This window comes from Streptomyces sp. NBC_01241 (assembly GCF_041435435.1).
Lineage (GTDB): Bacteria > Actinomycetota > Actinomycetes > Streptomycetales > Streptomycetaceae > Streptomyces.
Window position 1 is genome coordinate 2,742,547 of record NZ_CP108494.1, and the last position, 18,392, is coordinate 2,760,938.

General features: G+C 68.2%; 15 protein-coding genes and 2 tRNA genes. 2 read left to right on the top strand and 15 right to left on the bottom strand.

The features are described from left to right. Positions 1 to 27: 27 nt before the first annotated feature. From rodA to OG306_RS12010, 9 genes are all read right to left on the bottom strand, one after another. Complete coding sequence (gene rodA / locus OG306_RS11970; RefSeq protein WP_266746175.1) at positions 28 to 1,218, bottom strand: rod shape-determining protein RodA; 1,191 nt, start codon at positions 1,216 to 1,218, stop codon at positions 28 to 30. Next, entirely contained in the window at positions 1,218 to 3,392 is a 2,175-nt protein-coding gene (mrdA, locus tag OG306_RS11975; protein WP_266746176.1) for a penicillin-binding protein 2, read from the bottom strand. Before mrdA ends, rodA begins: the two co-directional genes overlap by 1 nt. 61 nt (positions 3,393 to 3,453) lie before the next feature. Next, entirely contained in the window at positions 3,454 to 4,113 is a 660-nt protein-coding gene (mreD, locus tag OG306_RS11980; protein WP_266746177.1) for a rod shape-determining protein MreD, read from the bottom strand. 11 nt (positions 4,114 to 4,124) lie between these two features. Continuing rightward, on the bottom strand, positions 4,125 to 5,165 hold the full coding sequence (mreC, locus tag OG306_RS11985; protein ID WP_371665270.1) for a rod shape-determining protein MreC: 1,041 nt from the start codon (positions 5,163 to 5,165) through the stop codon (positions 4,125 to 4,127). Positions 5,166 to 5,289: 124 nt separating this feature from the next. Then, the gene (locus OG306_RS11990; protein WP_266746179.1) at positions 5,290 to 6,309 is read right to left on the bottom strand and encodes a rod shape-determining protein; all 1,020 of its coding nucleotides are present in this window, start codon (positions 6,307 to 6,309) and stop codon (positions 5,290 to 5,292) included. Between the two features lie 290 nt (positions 6,310 to 6,599). Continuing rightward, positions 6,600 to 7,013 carry a nucleoside-diphosphate kinase gene (gene ndk / locus OG306_RS11995; protein WP_266746180.1) on the bottom strand — a complete coding sequence of 138 codons (414 nt, stop codon included), beginning with the start codon at positions 7,011 to 7,013 and terminating at the stop codon, positions 6,600 to 6,602. A gap of 96 nt (positions 7,014 to 7,109) precedes the next feature. Beyond that, positions 7,110 to 7,469: a DUF4233 domain-containing protein gene (locus tag OG306_RS12000; RefSeq protein WP_266746181.1), complete on the bottom strand. Its 360-nt coding sequence runs from the start codon at positions 7,467 to 7,469 to the stop codon at positions 7,110 to 7,112. 5 nt (positions 7,470 to 7,474) lie between these two features. Beyond that, entirely contained in the window at positions 7,475 to 8,998 is a 1,524-nt protein-coding gene (gene folC, locus OG306_RS12005; protein ID WP_266746182.1) for a bifunctional tetrahydrofolate synthase/dihydrofolate synthase, read from the bottom strand. 140 nt (positions 8,999 to 9,138) lie between these two features. After that, entirely contained in the window at positions 9,139 to 11,787 is a 2,649-nt protein-coding gene (locus tag OG306_RS12010; RefSeq protein ID WP_266746183.1) for a valine--tRNA ligase, read from the bottom strand. Positions 11,788 to 11,940: 153 nt separating this feature from the next. Between OG306_RS12010 and OG306_RS12015 the strand changes: the two genes are divergently transcribed. Further along, positions 11,941 to 12,954 (top strand): hypothetical protein, encoded by a 1,014-nt coding sequence (locus OG306_RS12015; RefSeq protein ID WP_371666228.1) that lies wholly within the window; start codon positions 11,941 to 11,943, stop codon positions 12,952 to 12,954. An 80-nt stretch (positions 12,955 to 13,034) separates the two neighbouring features. On the opposite strand, the gene clpX is transcribed toward OG306_RS12015, so the two are convergent. The 5 genes from clpX to OG306_RS12040 form a co-directional block, all read right to left on the bottom strand. Then, complete coding sequence (gene clpX, locus OG306_RS12020; protein WP_266746184.1) at positions 13,035 to 14,333, bottom strand: ATP-dependent Clp protease ATP-binding subunit ClpX; 1,299 nt, start codon at positions 14,331 to 14,333, stop codon at positions 13,035 to 13,037. Positions 14,334 to 14,490: 157 nt separating this feature from the next. Further along, on the bottom strand, positions 14,491 to 15,171 hold the full coding sequence (locus OG306_RS12025; RefSeq protein ID WP_323183850.1) for an ATP-dependent Clp protease proteolytic subunit: 681 nt from the start codon (positions 15,169 to 15,171) through the stop codon (positions 14,491 to 14,493). An 81-nt stretch (positions 15,172 to 15,252) separates the two neighbouring features. Then, entirely contained in the window at positions 15,253 to 15,861 is a 609-nt protein-coding gene (locus OG306_RS12030; RefSeq protein ID WP_266752174.1) for an ATP-dependent Clp protease proteolytic subunit, read from the bottom strand. A gap of 263 nt (positions 15,862 to 16,124) precedes the next feature. After that, positions 16,125 to 17,540, bottom strand: coding sequence for a trigger factor (gene tig / locus OG306_RS12035; protein ID WP_266746186.1), 1,416 nt, complete (start codon positions 17,538 to 17,540; stop codon positions 16,125 to 16,127). Positions 17,541 to 17,709: 169 nt separating this feature from the next. Further along, positions 17,710 to 17,786, bottom strand: a tRNA-Pro gene (locus OG306_RS12040). A 166-nt stretch (positions 17,787 to 17,952) separates the two neighbouring features. On the opposite strand from OG306_RS12040, the gene OG306_RS12045 reads away from it, so the two are divergent. Next, a tRNA-Gly gene (locus OG306_RS12045) sits at positions 17,953 to 18,026 on the top strand. Between the two features lie 126 nt (positions 18,027 to 18,152). On the opposite strand, the gene OG306_RS12050 is transcribed toward OG306_RS12045, so the two are convergent. Beyond that, the gene (locus OG306_RS12050) at positions 18,153 to 18,347 is read right to left on the bottom strand and encodes a hypothetical protein (RefSeq protein ID WP_266746187.1); all 195 of its coding nucleotides are present in this window, start codon (positions 18,345 to 18,347) and stop codon (positions 18,153 to 18,155) included. Positions 18,348 to 18,392 lie beyond the last annotated feature (45 nt).

Consider the following 18,392-nt stretch of genomic DNA (forward strand, 5'->3'; position numbering starts at 1 on the left):
GCGAATGGGCAGTGCTCCCGCACCGGCTCAGGCGCTTATCGGCCGTTGCACCCTGATCGACTGGAGCAGCCCGACGGCCACCCAGACGGCGAACATCGAGGATCCTCCGTACGACACGAACGGCAGCGGCAGCCCGGCGACCGGCATGATGCCGAGCGTCATCCCGATGTTCTCGAAGGACTGGAAGGCGAACCACGCGATGATTCCCGCGGCGACGATCGTGCCGTACAGCTCGGTCGTCTCGCGGGCGATCCGGCAGGCGCGCCACAGGACGATGCCGAGCAGGACGATGATCAGCCCGGCGCCGAGGAAGCCGAGCTCCTCGCCGGCGACGGTGAAGACGAAGTCGGTCTGCTGCTCGGGGACGAACTGGCCGGTGGTCTGGGTGCCCTGGAAGAGGCCCGTTCCGGTGAGGCCGCCGGAGCCGATCGCGATGCGGGCCTGGTTGGTGTTGTAGCCGACGCCCGCCGGGTCGAGCGCGGGGTTGGCGAAGGCGGCGAAGCGGGCGATCTGGTACTCGTCGAGCAGGCCGAGCTTCCAGATCGCGATCGCACCGGCCACGCCCGCGCCGAGCAGGCCGCAGATCCAGCGGTTCGACGCGCCGGAGGCGAGGAGCACGCCGAGCACGATGACGACCATGACCATGACGGAGCCGAGGTCCGGCATCCCCATGACGACAATCATCGGCACGGACGCCAGGCCCAGCGCCTTGGCGACGGTCCGGTGGTCGGGGTGGAGCTGGTCGCCCGCGTCGACGCGCTCGGCGAGCAGCATCGCCATGATCAGGATGATGGTGATCTTGGTGAACTCGGACGGCTGGAGCGAGAAGCCGCCGCCGATGATGATCCAGGCGTGGGCGCCGTTGACGGTGGCGCCGAGCGGGGTGAGGACCGCCAGTACGAGGATCACCGAGAGGCCGTAGAGGATCGGGACGGCGCCGCGCAGGGTGCGGTGGCCGAGCCAGATCGTGCCGATCATCAGGGCGAAGCCGATGCCGGTGTTGAGGGCGTGCCGGAAGAGGAAGTAGTACGGGTCGCCGTGGGTGAGCGCGTGGCGGCCCCGGGTCGCCGAGTAGACCAGCAGCGAGCCGATGAAGGAGAGCGCGATCGCGGACCCGAGCAGCGGCCAGTCGAGTTTGCGTACGACGGAGTCGCGGGCGATGAGTTTGCCCCAGGCGGACCGCTCGGGGGCGTAGCGCGAGACGGAGAAGCCGGCCATCAGTCACGCCTCCCCAGGATCGCGGCGAGGGTCTGTTCCTCCGGGGGCTTCTGCGAGTCGGGGTTGTACGGCTTGATCTCCGGGGCGTCGATCGAGCCGTCCCGCTGGATCTTCGGCAGGGACTTCTGCGGGGTGGGCAGCAGCGCCTTCTTCAGGTCCTGCTTGCCGGAGTCGTCGAGACCGTAGAGGGCGTCGTAGATGTTGCGCACGGCGGGCCCGGACGCACCGGAGCCCGTGCCGCCCTGAGAGATCGTCATGACGATCGAGTAGTCCCTGGTGTACGTGGCGAACCAGGAGGTCGTCTGCTTGCCGTAGACCTCGGCCGTACCCGTCTTGGCGTGCATCGGGATCTTGTCCTGCGGCCAGCCGCCGAACCGCCAGGCGGCGGTACCGCGGGTCGCGACGCCCGCCAGCGCCCCCTCCATCTGCTTCAGGGTCTTGGCGCTGACCGGCAGCTTGCCGTGCGAATGGGGCTCGATCACGCGGACGTGCTTGCTGTCGGGGCTGACGATCGCCTTGCCGACGGTCGGGTCGTAGAGCGTGCCGCCGTTGCTGATCGCGGCGTAGATGGTCGCCATCTGGATCGGGGTGACGAGGGTGTCGCCCTGGCCGATGGAGTAGTTGATCGCGTCATAGGCGTGCAGCTTCATGCCCTCGAGGCAGTTCTCGTGGGCGAGCACGGTGCCGAAGTCCTTCTTCTTGGGCCAATTCTTGCCCTGCTCGCACCAGGCGTCCTTGTTGGCCTTCCAGAAGTCCTTCTTCCACTGGCGGTCGGGGACACGGCCGGTGACCTCGCCGGGGAGGTCGATACCGGTCTCCTTGCCGAGGCCGAACTGGTGGGCGGTCTTGAAGAACCAGTCCTTGGCGTTCTTCTTGGGCTTCAGCCCGCCGTCCTTCTGCCACTGCTGGTGGCCGAGTCCGTAGAAGACGGTGTCGCAGGAGACCTCGAGCGCCTGGCCCAGGGTGATCGAGCCGTGGCCCTGCGATTCGAAGTTCTTGTAGACCTGGCCGTCGGCGCTGTAGGAGCTGGGGCAGGGGTAGTGGCCGTCGAACGCGTAGCCCGCCTGGACGGAGGCCGCGGTCGAGACGACCTTGAAGATCGAGCCCGGGGCGGCCTGGCCCTGGATGGCGCGGTTGAGCAGCGGATAGTTGGACTTCTTGCTGGTCATCCGGGCGTAGTCCTTGCCCGAGATGCCGCCGACCCAGGCGTTGGGGTCGTAGTTCGGCAGGGAGGCCATCGCGACGACCCGGCCGGTCTTGGCCTCCATGACGACGACGGCGCCGGAGTCGGCCTTGTAGTTCTCGCCGGTGATCTTGTCGAAGGACTGACGGGCCGTCTTCATGGCCTCGTTGAGCTCGTACTCGGCGACGGCCTGGACCCGGGCGTCGATGGAGGTGACGACGCTGGAGCCGGGCTCCGCCTCGTCGTTCTTCGCCTGGCCGATGACCCGGCCGAGGTTGTCGACCTCGTAGCGGGTGACACCGGCCTTGCCGCGCAGTTCCTTGTCGTAGGTGCGCTCCAGGCCGGAGCGGCCGACCTGGTCGGAGCGGAGGTACGGCGAGTCGGTGTTCTGGGCCTTGGTGATCTCCTCGTCGGTGACGGGCGAGAGATAGCCGAGGACCTGGGCGGAGTTGGCCTTGCCGGGTGCGGCGTAGCGGCGTACGGCGGTGGGTTCGGCGGTGATGCCGGGGAAGTCCTCGGCGCGTTCGCGGATCTGGAGGGCCTGCTGGGTGGTGGCCTCGTCGGTGACCGGGATCGGCTGGTACGGCGAGCCGTTCCAGCAGGGCTGCGGGGTCTTCGCGTCGCAGAGCCGGACCTTGTCGAAGACTTCCTTGGGCTGCATGCCGAGGACGTCGGCGAGCCGGGTCAGGACGCTCTTGCCGTCGTCCGCCATCTTCAACAGCTCGGTGCGGCTGGCGGAGACGACCAGACGGGTCTCGTTGTCGGCGAGGGGCACGCCGCGCGCGTCGAGGATGGAGCCGCGCACGGCGGGCTGGACGACCTGCTGGACGTGGTTGTTCTTCGCCTCGTCGCTGTACTCCTTGCCGTTACGGATCTGGAGGAACCAGAGGCGCCCGCCGAGGGTGAGCAGCAGCGAGAAGACGAGGACCTGGATGATGACGAGACGAATCTGGACCCGCTGGGTCCGGCCGGTCTCGGGGATGTTGCTCATGGGGCGCCCCCGGTGGTGGTCGGGCCGGAGACACGGGGAGTGTCCCCGCTGTGGTGCGGCCTCACAGTCGCTTGACTCCCTTGATCCGCCCGGCGCGTGCCGCGCGGTTACGGGCGGCCTTGACGCGCAGTCCGCCGCGCTGGCCGCCGATCCGCAGCCCGGTGCCGGAGGCCAGCCAGCCCGCGGCGACATCGCCGCCGGACGCGTCGGCGACCGGATCGTTCACCGTGCGTCTGGCGATCGCCATGACCAGCGGCACGACGAACGGCGCGAGGAGCAGGTCGTAGGCGGCGGCGGTGAACAGCAGGCTGCCCAGGCCCACATGACGGGCCGCCGTGTCCCCGACGAGCGCGCCGACGAGCGCGTACAGCAGGGTCGAGCCGATCGCCGCGGCGACGACTCCGATCATCGGGACGGCCGCCGACTTGAGCTGTCCGTTCTCCGGCTTGACCAGTCCGGCGAAGTAGCCGATGACGCAGAGGACCAGCGCGTAGCGCCCGGCGGCGTGGTCGGCGGGCGGTGCCAGGTCGGCGAGGAGTCCCGCGCCGAAGCCGATGAGGGCGCCGCTGACATGCCCGTACACGAAGGCGAGAGCGAGAACGACGAGGAGGAGCAGGTCGGGCACGGCGCCGGGGAGCTGGAGCCGGGCGAGGACGGAGACCTGGACGACGAGGGCGACGACGACCAGGAAGACGGAGAGCAGAGTCTGGTTCAAGCGCATGGGAATCAGCTCTACCTCTGCTCGTTTACCGCGTTGCCGGCGTTCGGACTGCTGCCGGGGACCGGGGATCCGCTCGGGTCCGGGCTCTCGTGGACGTTCCCGACGACGTTTCCTTCGGTGTCGACGATGTCGCCGTTGGGCGAGATCGTCACGGTGACGGTCGGGGTGGGCTTGGGCTTGGCGGCCTTGGCGGGCGCCTTGGGCAGGACCATGTCGCGGGGGTCCTCGCGCGGGGCCTGCACGACGATGCCGACGATGTCGAGCTTGGTGAACCCGACGAACGGACGGACGTAGACGGTACGGGTCAGGCCGCCGCCGGACGGGTCGACGCGGACGACCTCCCCCACCGGGACGCCGGGCACGAACGGCTTGTCCTTGCTGGAACCGAAGGTGACCAGGCGGTCGCCCTTGTTCACCTTGGCCTTGCCGTTGAGGAACTGGACGGACAGCGGCCGGGAACCCTGGCCGGTGGCGAAGCCCAGTTCGTCGGTCTTCTCCATACGGGTGCCGACGGTGAAGTCGGGGTCGTTGGCCAGGAGCACCGTGGCGGTGTCCGGGCCGACGGTGGTGACCCGGCCGACGAGCCCGTCACCGTTGATGACGGTCATGTCGCGCTTGATGCCGTCGTGGGAGCCGACATCGATGGTGACCGTCCAGGAGAAGCCCTGGGCCGCTCCTATGGCGACGACCTCGGCGGCCTTGATGCCGTACTGCCCGGCGGCCGACTTCTTCAGCATCCGGTCCAGTTCGCGGACCCGGTTGCGGTTCTGGTCGTCGCTGCCGAGCTTCGTCTTCAACGCGGCGTTCTGCTGCTCCAGTTCGGCGATCCGGTTGTGCCGGGTCCCGGAGTCGCGTACCGCTCCTATGGCGTTGCCCACCGGATCGACGGCCGCCGCCACACCGTTCTCGACCGGTCCGAAGACCGTGGCGGCGGCATGCCGGGCACCGTCCACCGGTGACTCCTCGCCGCCCCGGATGTCCACCGTGATCAATGCGAATGCGATGGCGATCAGCAGCACCAGGAGCAGCCGGCTCTCTCGTGTGTCCCTCACGTGCGGCGGCCGTGCCTTCCTCGTCGGAATGTTCGTGCCTGTATATCAACGATCGGCCGTACGGAGCGGCAGCGGTCCACGCGGCAGACCACTGTGTTGTCCGCCCGCGGACCGGGCCCGCCGTCTACCGGCGGGGCTGGGCGTCCAGCACCTGCTGGAGTGCCTCGAACTCCTCGACGCACTTGCCGGATCCGAGCGCCACCGAGTCCAGCGGGTCCTCGGCGATGTGGATCGGCATGCCGGTCTCGCGGCGCAGCCGCTCGTCCAGCCCGCGCAGCAGCGCGCCGCCACCGGTGAGGACGATGCCGCGGTCCATGACGTCGCCGGAGAGCTCCGGCGGGCACTTGTCGAGCGTGGTCTTCACCGCGTCGACGATCGCGTTGACCGGCTCCTCGATGGCCTTGCGGACCTCGCCGGCCGAGATGACCACGGTCTTGGGCAGCCCGGAAACCAGGTCACGGCCGCGGATCTCGGTGTGCTCGTCCTTGTCCAGGTCGTACGCCGAGCCGATCGTGATCTTGATCTGTTCGGCGGAACGCTCACCGAGAAGGAGCGAGTACTCCTTCTTGATGTGCTGGATGATCGCGTTGTCCAGTTCGTCACCGGCGACCCGGATCGACTGGGCAGTGACGATTCCGCCGAGCGAGATGACCGCGACCTCGGTCGTGCCGCCACCGATGTCGACGACCATGTTGCCGGTGGCCTCGTGGACCGGCAGCCCGGAGCCGATGGCCGCCGCCATGGGCTCCTCGATGATGTGCACCTGGCGCGCGCCGGCCTGCGTCGACGCCTCGATGACGGCGCGTCGCTCGACGCCGGTGATGCCGGAGGGCACGCAGACGACGACGCGCGGACGGGCCAGGTAGCGGCGCTTGTGGATCTTCAGGATGAAGTAGCGGAGCATCCGCTCGGTGATCTCGAAGTCGGCGATCACGCCGTCCTTCAGCGGCCGTACGGCAACGATGTTGCCCGGTGTACGCCCGATCATCTTCTTGGCCTCGGAGCCGACCGCCAGGATGCCACCGGTGTTGGTGTTGATGGCCACGACGGACGGCTCGTTCAGAACGATGCCGCGCCCCCTGACGTACACCAGCGTGTTGGCAGTCCCGAGGTCGATAGCCATGTCACGGCCGATGAACGACATTGAGTTCCCCTTGTTCCCCATGAGGATGCGTCGGGCCTTCCGAGAAAGCGATGATGGCTTGTTCTGGTCGGCAAGATGAGCGCTGCGGGCGTGGAAGATTCCATCGTAGTGCCGTGTGCACGGACACCGCGCGAGGGTCCTTCGCCTTTGTAGGCGGAACGGGTGGCCGTTCCAGTCATGGTGACGTTACGTCGGAGTGATGCGTTCCCGCGATCCGGGACCCTATGCCGAAGGGCGACCGAATTAATTCGGTCGCCCCAGGTCATGAGCGCTGTTCGGCTGATCCGAGGTCAGGAGAGTCCCGGAAAGAAAAGCTTCAGTTCTCGCTCTGCGGACTCCTCGGAGTCCGAGGCGTGGATGAGGTTCTCACGGGTGATCGTGCCGAAGTCACCACGGATGGAGCCGGGCGCGGCGGCGATCGGGTCGGTGGGGCCGGCCAGCGTGCGGATGCCCTCGATGACCCGCTCGCCCTCGGCGACCAGCGCCACGACCGGGCCGGACTGCATGAACTCGACGAGCGGCTCGTAGAAGGGGCGGCCGACGTGCTCGGCGTAGTGCTGCTCCAGCGTGGCGTGGTCGAGGGTGCGCAGCTCCAGCGCGGTGATCCGCCAGTCGGCCTTGCGCTCGATCCGCCCGACGATCTCGCCGACCAGTCCGCGCCGGACCGCGTCGGGCTTGAGCAGGACGAGGGTGCGCTGGGTCATGGTGTGCGGCTCCTTGCAGGCATGCGGGTGCGGTGAGGCGAGGCTACAGGGGTACGGGAACGGGCCTGCGGCCGGGTTTGGCCGCGGGGCACGGGGTCAGCCACCGGCCGGGGCGTCGGCGGCCTGTTCCGCGGCCGCCCAGCGGGCCTTCGCCTCGTCGATCTTGCGGCCGTAGTGCACCGAGGCCCACCACAGGGCGCCGAAGACCACGCCGAGAATGAACATCATCGGGACAACGAAACCGCTCAGCACCAGGGCGATCTGCAGCGCCCAGCCGAGCTGTATCCCGCCGGGGCGGGTGATCATCCCGCAGAGCAGCACGGAGAGCAGCATGCCGATGCCGCACACCGCCCAGACCGTGGTGTTCGAGAGGTCGTCGGATTTCATCGCGACGAGTCCGGCGAAGCCGATCACGAAGAATTCGCCGATCAGCGTTGATGCACAGAGCGTACGCACGTCGGTCAGTGCCTTCCCAGGAGCAGTCGGGCCTCGCCGACCGTGATCACGGAACCGGTCACCAGGACGCCGGCGCCCGCGTACTCGTCCTCCTCCTCGGCGAGGGTGATCGCCGCCTCCAGGGCGTCGTCGAGGCGGGGCTCGACCTGGACGCGGTCGCTGCCGAAGACCTCGACCGCGACGGCGGCCAGTTCGTCGGCGTCCATCGCGCGGCCGCTGGAGTTCTGGGTGATGACGACCTCGGCGAAGATCGGCTCGAAGGCTTCGAGGAGCCCCCTGACGTCCTTGTCGCCGCTCGCGCCGACCACACCGATCAGCCGGGAGAAACCGAACGCCTCGGAGAGCCCGTCGGCGCAGGCGCGGGCGCCCGCCGGGTTGTGGGCCGCGTCCAGGACGACGGTCGGGCTGGAGCGGACGACTTCGAGACGGCCCGGCGAGATCACCGCGGCGAAGGCCTGACGGACCGTGTCGATGTCGAGCGCGCCGGGCTGCTCGGCACCGATCCCGAAGAACGCCTCCACGGCACAGAGCGCCACCGCCGCGTTGTGCGCCTGGTGGGCGCCGTACAGCGGGAGGAAGACCTCCGTGTACTCGCCGCCGAGGCCGCGCAGCGTCAGCAGCTGGCCGCCGACGGCGATCTCGCGGGAGACGACGCCGAACTCCATGCCTTCGCGGGCGACCGTGGCGTCGACCTCGACGGCCTTCTTCAGCATGACCTGTGCGGCGTCGACGGGCTGCTGCGCCAGGATGACCGTGGCGTCCTGCTTGATGATTCCGGCCTTCTCACCGGCGATCTCGGCGGGCGTGGCACCGAGCCGGTCGGTGTGGTCCAGCGAGATGGGGGTGACGACGGCGACCGAGGCGTCGATGACGTTCGTCGCGTCCCAGCTGCCGCCCATGCCGACCTCCACGACGGCGACGTCGACCGGCGCGTCGGCGAACGCCGCGTACGCCATGCCCGTCAGCACCTCGAAGAAGGAGAGCCGGTACGGCTGCTGGGCGTCGACCATCTCCACGTACGGCTTGATGTCCTGGTACGCCTCGATGAACCGCTCGGGGTCCATCGGCGAGCCGTCCAGGCTGATCCGCTCGGTGATCGACTGGACGTGCGGCGAGGTGTAGCGGCCGGTACGCAGGTCGAAGGCGCCGAGCAGGGCCTCGATCATTCGGGCCGTGCTCGTCTTGCCGTTGGTCCCGGTGATGTGGATCGAGGGGTAGGCGCGCTGCGGCTCGCCGAGCACGTCCATCAGCGCGGCGATGCGCGTGACGGACGGCTCCAGCTTCGTCTCGCCCCAGCGCCCGGCGAGCTCCTGCTCCGCGGCGCGCAGCGCCTTGTCCACCTCGGGATCGGCGGGGCGGGCGGGGACGTCCTGGCCCTGCGGCGGCCCCGAGCGGGTGCGCAGCGTACGGCTCCCGGCCTCGATCACCGCCAGGTCGGGGTCGCGCTGGGTCGCCTCGTCGACGATCTCCGCGAAGGTGTCGTCGGGATCGGAGGCGTCGTGCCGGTCGGAAGGGCGGGGCTCACTCACGAGGCCAGTCTACGGATGGGCACGGACATCGTGCGCAGCGGCCGGTGACGCCCGGAGTCCGGCCCGGCCCGGGACGGGACGGGCGAAGCCCCCGTATCTCCCGGCAGCGGGGATACGGGGGCTTCGCCGTCGGCGGGTGATCAGCCCTGCGGCAGGTTCGCCAGCTGGTTGGTGATCCGCTCGATGTCCGCCTCGGCCTTGGCGAGCCGGCCGCGGATCTTGTCGACCACGTTGTCCGGTGCCTTGCCGAGGAACGCCTCGTTGGAGAGCTTGGCGCCCGCCTGGGCCTTCTCCTTCTCGGCGGCGCCCAGGTCCTTCGTCAGGCGCTTGCGTTCGGCCTCGACGTCGATCGTGCCGGACAGGTCGAGGGCGACCGTGGCCCCGGCGACCGGCAGCGACGCGGTGGCGTGGAAGCCGTCGCCGGCGGGCTGCAGGCGCAGCACCTGGCGAATGGCCGCCTCGTGCCGGGCGAGCGCGGTGCCGGTCAGGACAAGTTCGGCCGGGACCTTCTGGCCGGGCTGCAAACCCTGGTCGGAGCGGAACCGGCGGACCTCGGTGACGACCTGCTGGACGAGCGCGATCTCCTGCTCGGCGGCGTCGTCGCGGAAGCCGCCCGGGGCGTCAGCCCCAGGAACGGACACAGCGGCCGGCCAGTCGGCGATGACGACGGACTCCTTGCCGGTGAGCGTGGTCCAGAGCGTCTCGGTGACGAACGGGACGACCGGGTGCAGCAGACGCAGCATCACATCGAGGACCTCGCCGAGGACCCGGCCGGAGACCTTGGCCTGCTCACCGCCGGCGAAGAACGTGGTCTTGGACAGCTCGACGTACCAGTCGAAGACCTCGTCCCACGCGAAGTGGTAGAGCGCCTCGCTGAGCTTGGCGAACTGGAAGTCGTCGTAGAACGCGTCGACTTCGGCGACCGTCTTGTTGAGCCGCGACAGGATCCACCGGTCGGTCACCGACAGCTGCTCGACGGGCGGCAGTTCGCCCTCGACGGTGGCGCCGTTCATCAGCGCGAAGCGCGTCGCGTTCCAGATCTTGTTGGCGAAGTTCCGGGAACCCTGGACCCAGTCCTCGCCGATCGGGACGTCGACACCGGGGTTGGCGCCGCGCGCCAGCGTGAAGCGCAGCGCGTCGGAGCCGTACTTGTCCATCCAGTCCAGCGGGTTGACGACGTTGCCGAAGGACTTCGACATCTTCTTGCCGAACTCGTCACGGACCATGCCGTGCAGGACGATGGTGTGGAACGGCGGGACGCCGTCGTTGACGTACAGGCCGAACATCATCATCCGGGCGACCCAGAAGAAGAGGATGTCGTAGCCGGTGACCAGGACAGAGTTCGGGTAGAACTTCGCGAGGCTGTCGGTCCGCTCCGGCCAGCCGAGCGTGGAGAACGGCCACAGGCCGGAGGAGAACCAGGTGTCCAGGACATCGCTGTCCTGCGTCCAGCCTTCGCCCGTGGGGGCCTCGTCGTCCGGTCCGACGCAGACGACCTCGCCGTTCGGGCCGTACCAGACGGGGATCCGGTGGCCCCACCAGAGCTGGCGCGAGATCGTCCAGTCGTGGAGGTTGTCGACCCAGTCGAAGTAGCGCTTCTCCATCTCCTGCGGGTGGATCTTGACCTTGCCGTCGCGGACGGCGTCACCGGCCGCCTTGGCGAGCGGGGCGACCTTGACCCACCACTGGAGCGACAACCGGGGCTCGATGGTGGTCTTGCAGCGCGAGCAGTGGCCGACGGAGTGGAGGTACGGACGCTTCTCGGCGACGATCCGGCCCTCGGCGCGCAGTGCGCCGACGATCGCGGACCGGGCCTCCAGGCGGTCGAGTCCCTCGAACGGGCCGGGGACGGTGATGACGGCGCGCTCATCCATGACCGTGAGGAACGGCAGGTCGTGGCGCTTGCCGATCTCGAAGTCGTTCGGGTCGTGGGCGGGCGTGACCTTCACGGCGCCGGTGCCGAACTCCGGGTCGACGTGGTGGTCGGCGACGACGGGGATCGTGCGGTCGGTCAGCGGCAGCTTGATCTGCCTGCCGATCAGGTGCTTGTAGCGCTCGTCGTCGGGGTGGACGGCGACCGCGGTGTCACCGAGCATCGTCTCGGCGCGGGTGGTGGCGACGACGATCGTGTCGTCGCCGTCCCCGTACGTCATGGAGACGAGCTCGCCGTCGTCGTCCTGGTACTCGACCTCGATGTCCGAGATCGCGGTCAGGCAGCGCGGGCACCAGTTGATGATGCGTTCGGCGCGGTAGATCAGCCCGTCGTCGTACATCTGCTTGAAGACGGTCTGGACGGCGGTGGACAGGCCCTCGTCCATGGTGAAGCGCTCACGGGACCAGGCGACGCCCTCGCCGAGCCGGCGCATCTGGCCGGAGATCTGGCCGCCGGACTCGTTCTTCCACTGCCAGACACGCTCGACGAACGCCTCGCGGCCCAGGTCGTGGCGGGACTTGCCCTCCTTGCCGAGCTCGCGCTCGACGACGTTCTGGGTGGCGATTCCGGCGTGGTCCATGCCGGGCTGGTACAGCGCCTCGAAGCCTTGCATGCGCTTGCGTCGGACGAGGGCGTCGATCAGCGTGTGCTCGAAGGCATGCCCCAGGTGCAGGCTGCCTGTGACGTTCGGCGGCGGGATGACGATGGAGTACGGCGGCTTCTCGCTGTGTTCGTCGGCCTCGAAGTAACCACGTTCTACCCAGCGCTCATACAGCTTCCCCTCTACCTCGGCCGGTGCGTACTGGGTCGGTAGTTCGGAGTTGCTGGCTGGCGTCTGCTGAGTCTTCTCGGTCACGGGGGACAGTTTAGGGCCGTCTCAGTCCTGCACTGAAACCGGTTTGTTCAGTAACGGTGTGGCTCCCGGTGGTCCACGCGGGTGGACCTTCCGTCAGGATGTTCGGAACGCACAAGCCTTCCGATGAGCACTTCCGAACAGGGGACACCGCAGATGAGCTACAACCAGCCGGGCCCGTACGGTGGCCAGCCGCCCCAGGACCAGTCCGGACCGTACGGTGGCCAGCCGCCCCAGGGCCAGCCCGGACCGTACGGTGGCCAGCCGCCCCAGGGCCAGCCCGGCCCGTACGGTCAGCAGCCGGGACCGTACGGTCAGCAGCCGCCGCAGGGCCAGCCCGGTTACGGGTATCCGCAGCAGGCCCCGCAGGGTGTCCCGCCCCAGCAGCAGCCCCAGCCGGGCTACGGCTACCCCCAGGCCCAGCAGCCCGGCCCCTACGGCCAGCAGCCCCCCACTCCCCCGTACGGCGACCAGCAGGCCTACGGCACGCCTCCCGAGGCTCCGAAGAAGAAGACCGGCTTGATCATCGGCGGCGCGGTCGTGGCGTTGGCGGTCATCGCGGGCGGGGTGTACTTCCTGACGTCGGGCGGGGGCAGTTCGGTCGCCGACGACGGCAAGACGTACAAGCTGACGACGCCGGAGACGGTGCTCGACGGCACGTACAAGAGGAACCCGAGCGCGAGCAGCGACACCAAGATGACGTCGGATGACGTCAAGGAGTTCGAGAAGTGGGGGGTGGCGAACGCCAAGCAGGTCGCGGCCACCTACACATCCGGCGAAGCAGCCTCCCAGAAGATTCTGTCGTTCAGCGGGGTCTACGGCACGATCGACGATCCCGAGGCCGTCGTCGACGCCATGTTCGGCAAGATGAAGGAAGAGTCCGCCAAGGGCGACAAGAAGGACGGACAGCTGGTCGGCAGCCCGAAATCCTTCAGCCCGGCTGGATTCGAGAACGGCATCCTCAAGTGCCAGGAATCCAAGTCCCCAGCGGATGCCACCACCGGCAAGGCCACCAGCGTGCCGATCTGCATCTGGGGCGACCACAGCACCGTTTCCGTGGTCATCGACATGGATATGGCCGCGCTCATGGCCGGTAAGAGTGTGTCCTTGGACGACGCAGCCAACAACGCGGCCAAGCTCCGCAACGACGTCCGCGTCGAGGTCAAGTAGCGCACACGAAACGGCAGAAGGGGCGCCTCCAGTCCAACTGGCCGGGCGCCCCTTCCGTTTGCGTTCACATACCGCTGCCGCTACGCGGACTTCTCGTGCCGGCCGTCGTCGCCCTTGCCGATCGTGCGCGGTTCGCGCGGGACCAGCGTCGGGTTCACGTTGTTGCGGACGACGTCCGCCGTGATGACGACGCGGGCGACGTCCTTGCGGGACGGCACCTCGTACATCACGGACTGGAGGACCTCTTCCATGATGGCCCGCAGGCCACGCGCGCCGGTGCCGCGCAGGATCGCCTGGTCGGCGATGGCCTCCAGGGCCGGACGGTCGAAGTCCAGCTCGACGCCGTCGAGTTCGAACAGGCGTTGATACTGCTTCACCAGCGCGTTGCGCGGCTCGACGAGGATCTGCAGCAGTGCCTCGCGGTCCAGGTTGTGGACCGAGGTGAGGACGGGCAGCCGGCCGATGAACTCCGGGATCATCCCGAACTTCACCAGGTCCTCCGGCATGACCTCCTGGAACTGGTCGCTCGCCTCGATCTCGCGCTTCGAACGGATCGTCGCGCCGAAGCCGATGCCCTTGGCACCCGCCCGGGACTCGATAATTCGCTCCAGACCGGAGAAGGCACCGCCCACGATGAACAGCACATTCGTCGTGTCGATCTGGATGAACTCCTGGTGCGGGTGCTTCCGGCCGCCCTGCGGCGGTACGGAGGCGGTGGTGCCCTCCAGGATCTTCAACAGGGCCTGCTGGACGCCCTCGCCGGAGACATCGCGGGTGATCGACGGATTCTCGCTCTTGCGGGCGACCTTGTCGATCTCGTCGATGTAGATGATCCCGGTCTCGGCCTTCTTGACGTCGTAGTCCGCGGCCTGGATCAGCTTCAGCAGGATGTTCTCGACGTCCTCACCGACATAGCCGGCCTCCGTCAGCGCCGTCGCGTCGGCGATGGCGAACGGGACGTTGAGCATGCGGGCCAGGGTCTGCGCGAGAAGCGTCTTGCCGGAGCCCGTGGGGCCCAGCAGCAGGATGTTGGACTTGGCCAGCTCGATGCCGTCGTCCCGGCCCTGGGCGCCGCTGTTCTCGCCCGCCTGGACCCGCTTGTAGTGGTTGTACACAGCGACCGAGAGGGCCTTCTTCGCGGGCTCCTGCCCGACGACGTACCCCTCGAGGAACTCGTAGATCTCGCGCGGCTTGGGGAGTTCCTCCCACCGCACCTCGGAGGTCTCCGCGAGTTCCTCCTCGATGATCTCGTTGCAGAGATCGATGCACTCGTCGCAGATGTACACACCGGGTCCCGCGATGAGCTTCTTCACCTGCTTCTGGCTCTTTCCGCAGAACGAGCACTTGAGCAGATCGCCGCCATCACCGATGCGTGCCACGAGGTGCTTCCCCTTCGCCTGGGAGCAGCTTGGTTCAGCGGCTCCTGGTGCCTCTATCCGACGGTACCTTGCCTAGCCCCCCGTTCGGGCCCCCCTTGGCACGGTTCACACGGCCGAGACCGGGCGAACCCCTCGCGCCAAGGGGTGAAGGCCGATGTCAGGCGGCCGTGGCCGCGCTCTTGCGGGTCGACACGATCTGGTCGACGAGACCGTAGGCGAGGGCTTCCTCGGCGGTCAGGATCTTGTCGCGCTCGATGTCGTCGCGGATCTTCTCCAGCGGCGTGGTGGAGTGCTTGGCCAGCATCTCCTCCAGCTGGGTGCGCATCCGCAGGATCTCGTTGGCCGCGATCTCCAGGTCGGAGAGCTGCTCCCGGCCGGTCTGCGAGGACGGCTGGTGGATCAGGATACGGGCGTTGGGCAGCGCCATCCGCTTGCCGGGCGTACCCGCGGCGAGCAGCACGGCCGCGGCGGAGGCCGCCTGGCCCATGCAGACCGTCTGGATGTCCGGCTTCACGAACTGCATCGTGTCGTAGATCGCGGTGAGCGCGGTGAACGAGCCGCCGGGGCTGTTGATGTAGATCGAGATGTCCCGGTCCGGGTCCATCGACTCCAGGCACAGCAGCTGCGCCATGACGTCGTTGGCGGAGGCGTCGTCGATCTGCACGCCGAGGAAGATCACGCGCTCCTCGAAGAGCTTCGCGTACGGGTCGTACTCACGCACGCCCTGCGAGGTGCGCTCCACGAAGCGCGGCACAATGTATCGGTTGTCCACCTGCGGGCCGGTGTAGAGGCCGCTCGCGGAGGCGCCGGGGAAGTTGTTCATGTGGGTGTTCACCATCCTGGTGGCGTTCTGTGGCTGGGTGTCTCGGCGTACGAGAGGTGCGCGGGGCGGTGGAGCCGGATCCGGTGGGTGACCGGATCAGGCGCCGGTGCCGCCGCCGCCCGGAACGCCCGATGCGACCGTGATGATCTCGTCGATGAGGCCGTATTCCTTGGCCTCCTCCGCGGTGTACCAGCGGTCGCGGTCGCCGTCGCGAATGATCGTCTCGACCGTCTGGCCGGAGTGGCGGGCGGTGATCTCGGCCATCCGCTGCTTGGTGCGCAGCAGGTACTGGGCCTGGATCTTGATGTCCGAGGCCGTACCGCCGATGCCGGCCGAGCCCTGGTGCATGAGGATGTCGGTGTTCGGGAGCGCGAAGCGCTTGCCCGCGGTGCCGCCGGTCAGCAGGAACTGGCCCATCGAGGCCGCCATGCCCATACCGATGGTGACCACGTCGTTCGGGATGTACTGCATGGTGTCGTAGACCGCCATGCCGGCCGTCACCGAGCCGCCGGGGCTGTTGATGTAGAGGTAGATGTCCTTGTCCGGATCTGCGGCGAGGAGAAGCATCTGCGCCGTGATCTTGTTGGCGATCTCGTCGTCGACCTGCTGACCCAGGAAGATGATGCGCTCGCCGAGCAGTCGGCTGTAGACCTGGTCACCGAGGCCTCCACCGAAGGGGGACGGCTCTCCGGCGGAGTAAGGCATCAGATTCGTCACGTATCCACCTGCTCGTCTCTGACGGCTCCGGCCGTCTCAGCGTCTTCGTACCGGTGGGCGGGGGCTCCCCTGCCCTTCCTACTCATGGACCCTAACGCGCAGGTGGGACAACGCCATCCCGCTTCCGCAACTGTTCGCTGGGAGCGCAAGGTCCGCAGTCCGCACAAGGGTTGTGGGGCACCGTACGCCCTACGACGACGGGCTCCGGACGCACAGCGTCCGGAGCCCGTCGTACGGGTTCAGCGCGAGGCTCAGGCCTCGGTCTTCTCCTCGGTGGCCTTGGCGGCCTTGGCGGCCTCCTCGGCAACGGCCTCGGCGGAGCCGTCGGCGGCCTCGACCGTCTCGATGGCCTCCTCGTCGTCCTCCAGCTCGACGGGCTCACCGTTGGTGTCGATGACCTTGGCGGCCTCGACGACCACGGCCAGCGCCTTACCGCGGGCGACCTCGCCGACGAGCATCGGCACCTGGCCGCCCTCGACGACGGCCTGGGCGAACTGGTCCGGGCTCATGCCGGAGGAAGCGGCACGCCGCATGAGGTGCTCGGTGAGCTCCTCCTGGTTGACGTTCAGCTTCTCCTTGTTGACGATCTCGTCCAGGAGGAACTGGGTCTTGATGCCCTTGACCGCCTGCTCGGAGGTCTCGGCCTCGAACTCCTCGGCCGTCTTGCCCTGGATCTCCAGGTACTTGTCGAGGGTCAGACCCATCTGCCCGAGCTGGTGGTGCTCCAGGTTGTGCTTGCGGGTCTGGACCTCGTCCGCGAGCAGCTTCTCCGGGATCGGGACCTCGGCCAGCTTCAGCAGCTCGTCCAGGACGCGCTCCTGGGCCTGGGTGGCCTGCTCGTACTGCCTGGTGTCCTCAAGGCGCTTGCGGCTGTCCGCCTTCAGCTCGTCGAGGGTGTCGAACTCGCTGGCCATCTGGGCGAACTCGTCGTCCAGCTCGGGGAGCTCACGGGCGGCGACGGCGGTGACCTTGACGGTGACCTCGGCCTCCTTGCCCTCGGCCGAGCCGCCCTTCAGCTCAGAGGTGAAGGTGACCTCGCCACCCGCCTCCAGGCCGGTGACCGCGGCGTCGATGCCGTCGAGGAGTTCGCCGGAACCGATGGTGTACGAGACACCCTCGGCCACGCCGTCCTCCAGGACCTCGCCGTCGACCTTGGCCTGCAGGTCGATCGTGACGACGTCGCCCTCGGCGGCGGCGCGCTCGACCGGGTTGGTGGAGGCGAAGCGCTCGCGGAGCTGCTCCACGGCCTTCTCCACGTCCTCATCGCTGACCTCGAGGGCGTCGACGGTGACCTCGATGCCGGAGTAGTCCGGAATCTCGATCTCGGGGCGTACGTCAACCTCGGCGGTGAAGGCCAGCAGTTCGCCGTCCTTCAGCTCGGTGATGTCGACCTCGGGCTGGCCGAGGACGTTGAGCTCGCCCTCGTTGACAGCCTCGGTGTAGAACTTCGGGAGCGCGTCGTTGACGGCCTCCTCCAGCACCGCACCGCGGCCGAACCGCTGGTCGATGACCCGGGCGGGGATCTTGCCCTTGCGGAAGCCCTTCACCGTGACCTGCTGGTTGATCTTCTTGTACGCCGCGTCGAGGCTGTCCTTGAGCTCCTCGAAGGGCACCTCGACAGTGAGCCGAACCCGGGTCGGGTTCAGGGTCTCCACGGCGCTCTTCACGGTTCGGTCTCCTTGTGGCTGACTTCTTGGGGTTCTGCTCCGCCGCACGGTTGGCGGCTTCGCGGACCGAGCCCGGCAGATCAGACACACGGGCACGCATTTTGCATAGTAACGGCAAGGAGACGGACTCCCACAATGCGATCCCGTCGATGGTCTGCGATCTTGCCGATGGTCGGGGTGGCCGGATTCGAACCGACGACCTTCCGCTCCCAAAGCGGACGCGCTACCAAGCTGCGCCACACCCCGTCGGTGCGACACGTAGGGTACATGCAGACAGGCAGTGCATCCGCCGCTTCGCGCGGTCCGCACCGAACGCGACACCGGGTGACCGCAATCGGGTGTGCGGACAGCGCCCGCGACCCGCTACGATGCTTCTCGTGCCGCCGGTCCCCGGACCTGCGGTGCAGTGCTTGCGGGCGTAGCTCAATGGTAGAGCCCTAGTCTTCCAAACTAGCTACGCGGGTTCGATTCCCGTCGCCCGCTCCATGCTTGGGCCCGGTTCGACGAATTGCTCGTCGGACCGGGCCTTTTGCGTGCTGTTCGCGCCTCCTGCCCGCTGCGCGGCGGAGCGCGCGGCAGGCCGGGGAGGGGAGGAACCCGACCGGGACCGGATCAGAAGGTGATCTGGTTGATGCTCTCCGCTATCGAGTGCATGAACTTGCTGATCGACGGCGCCATGCCGGTCGATGCCAGGAAGAAGCCGAAGAGCACCGCGACGATCGCGGGTCCCGCCTTGATGGAGCCGCCTCGGATCAGGACCACCAGGATGATCGCCAACAGAAGCACCACAGACAGTGAAATGGCCACGACTGATCACACCCTTGGTCGGTCCGCCTTGCCGGCCCGGAGATG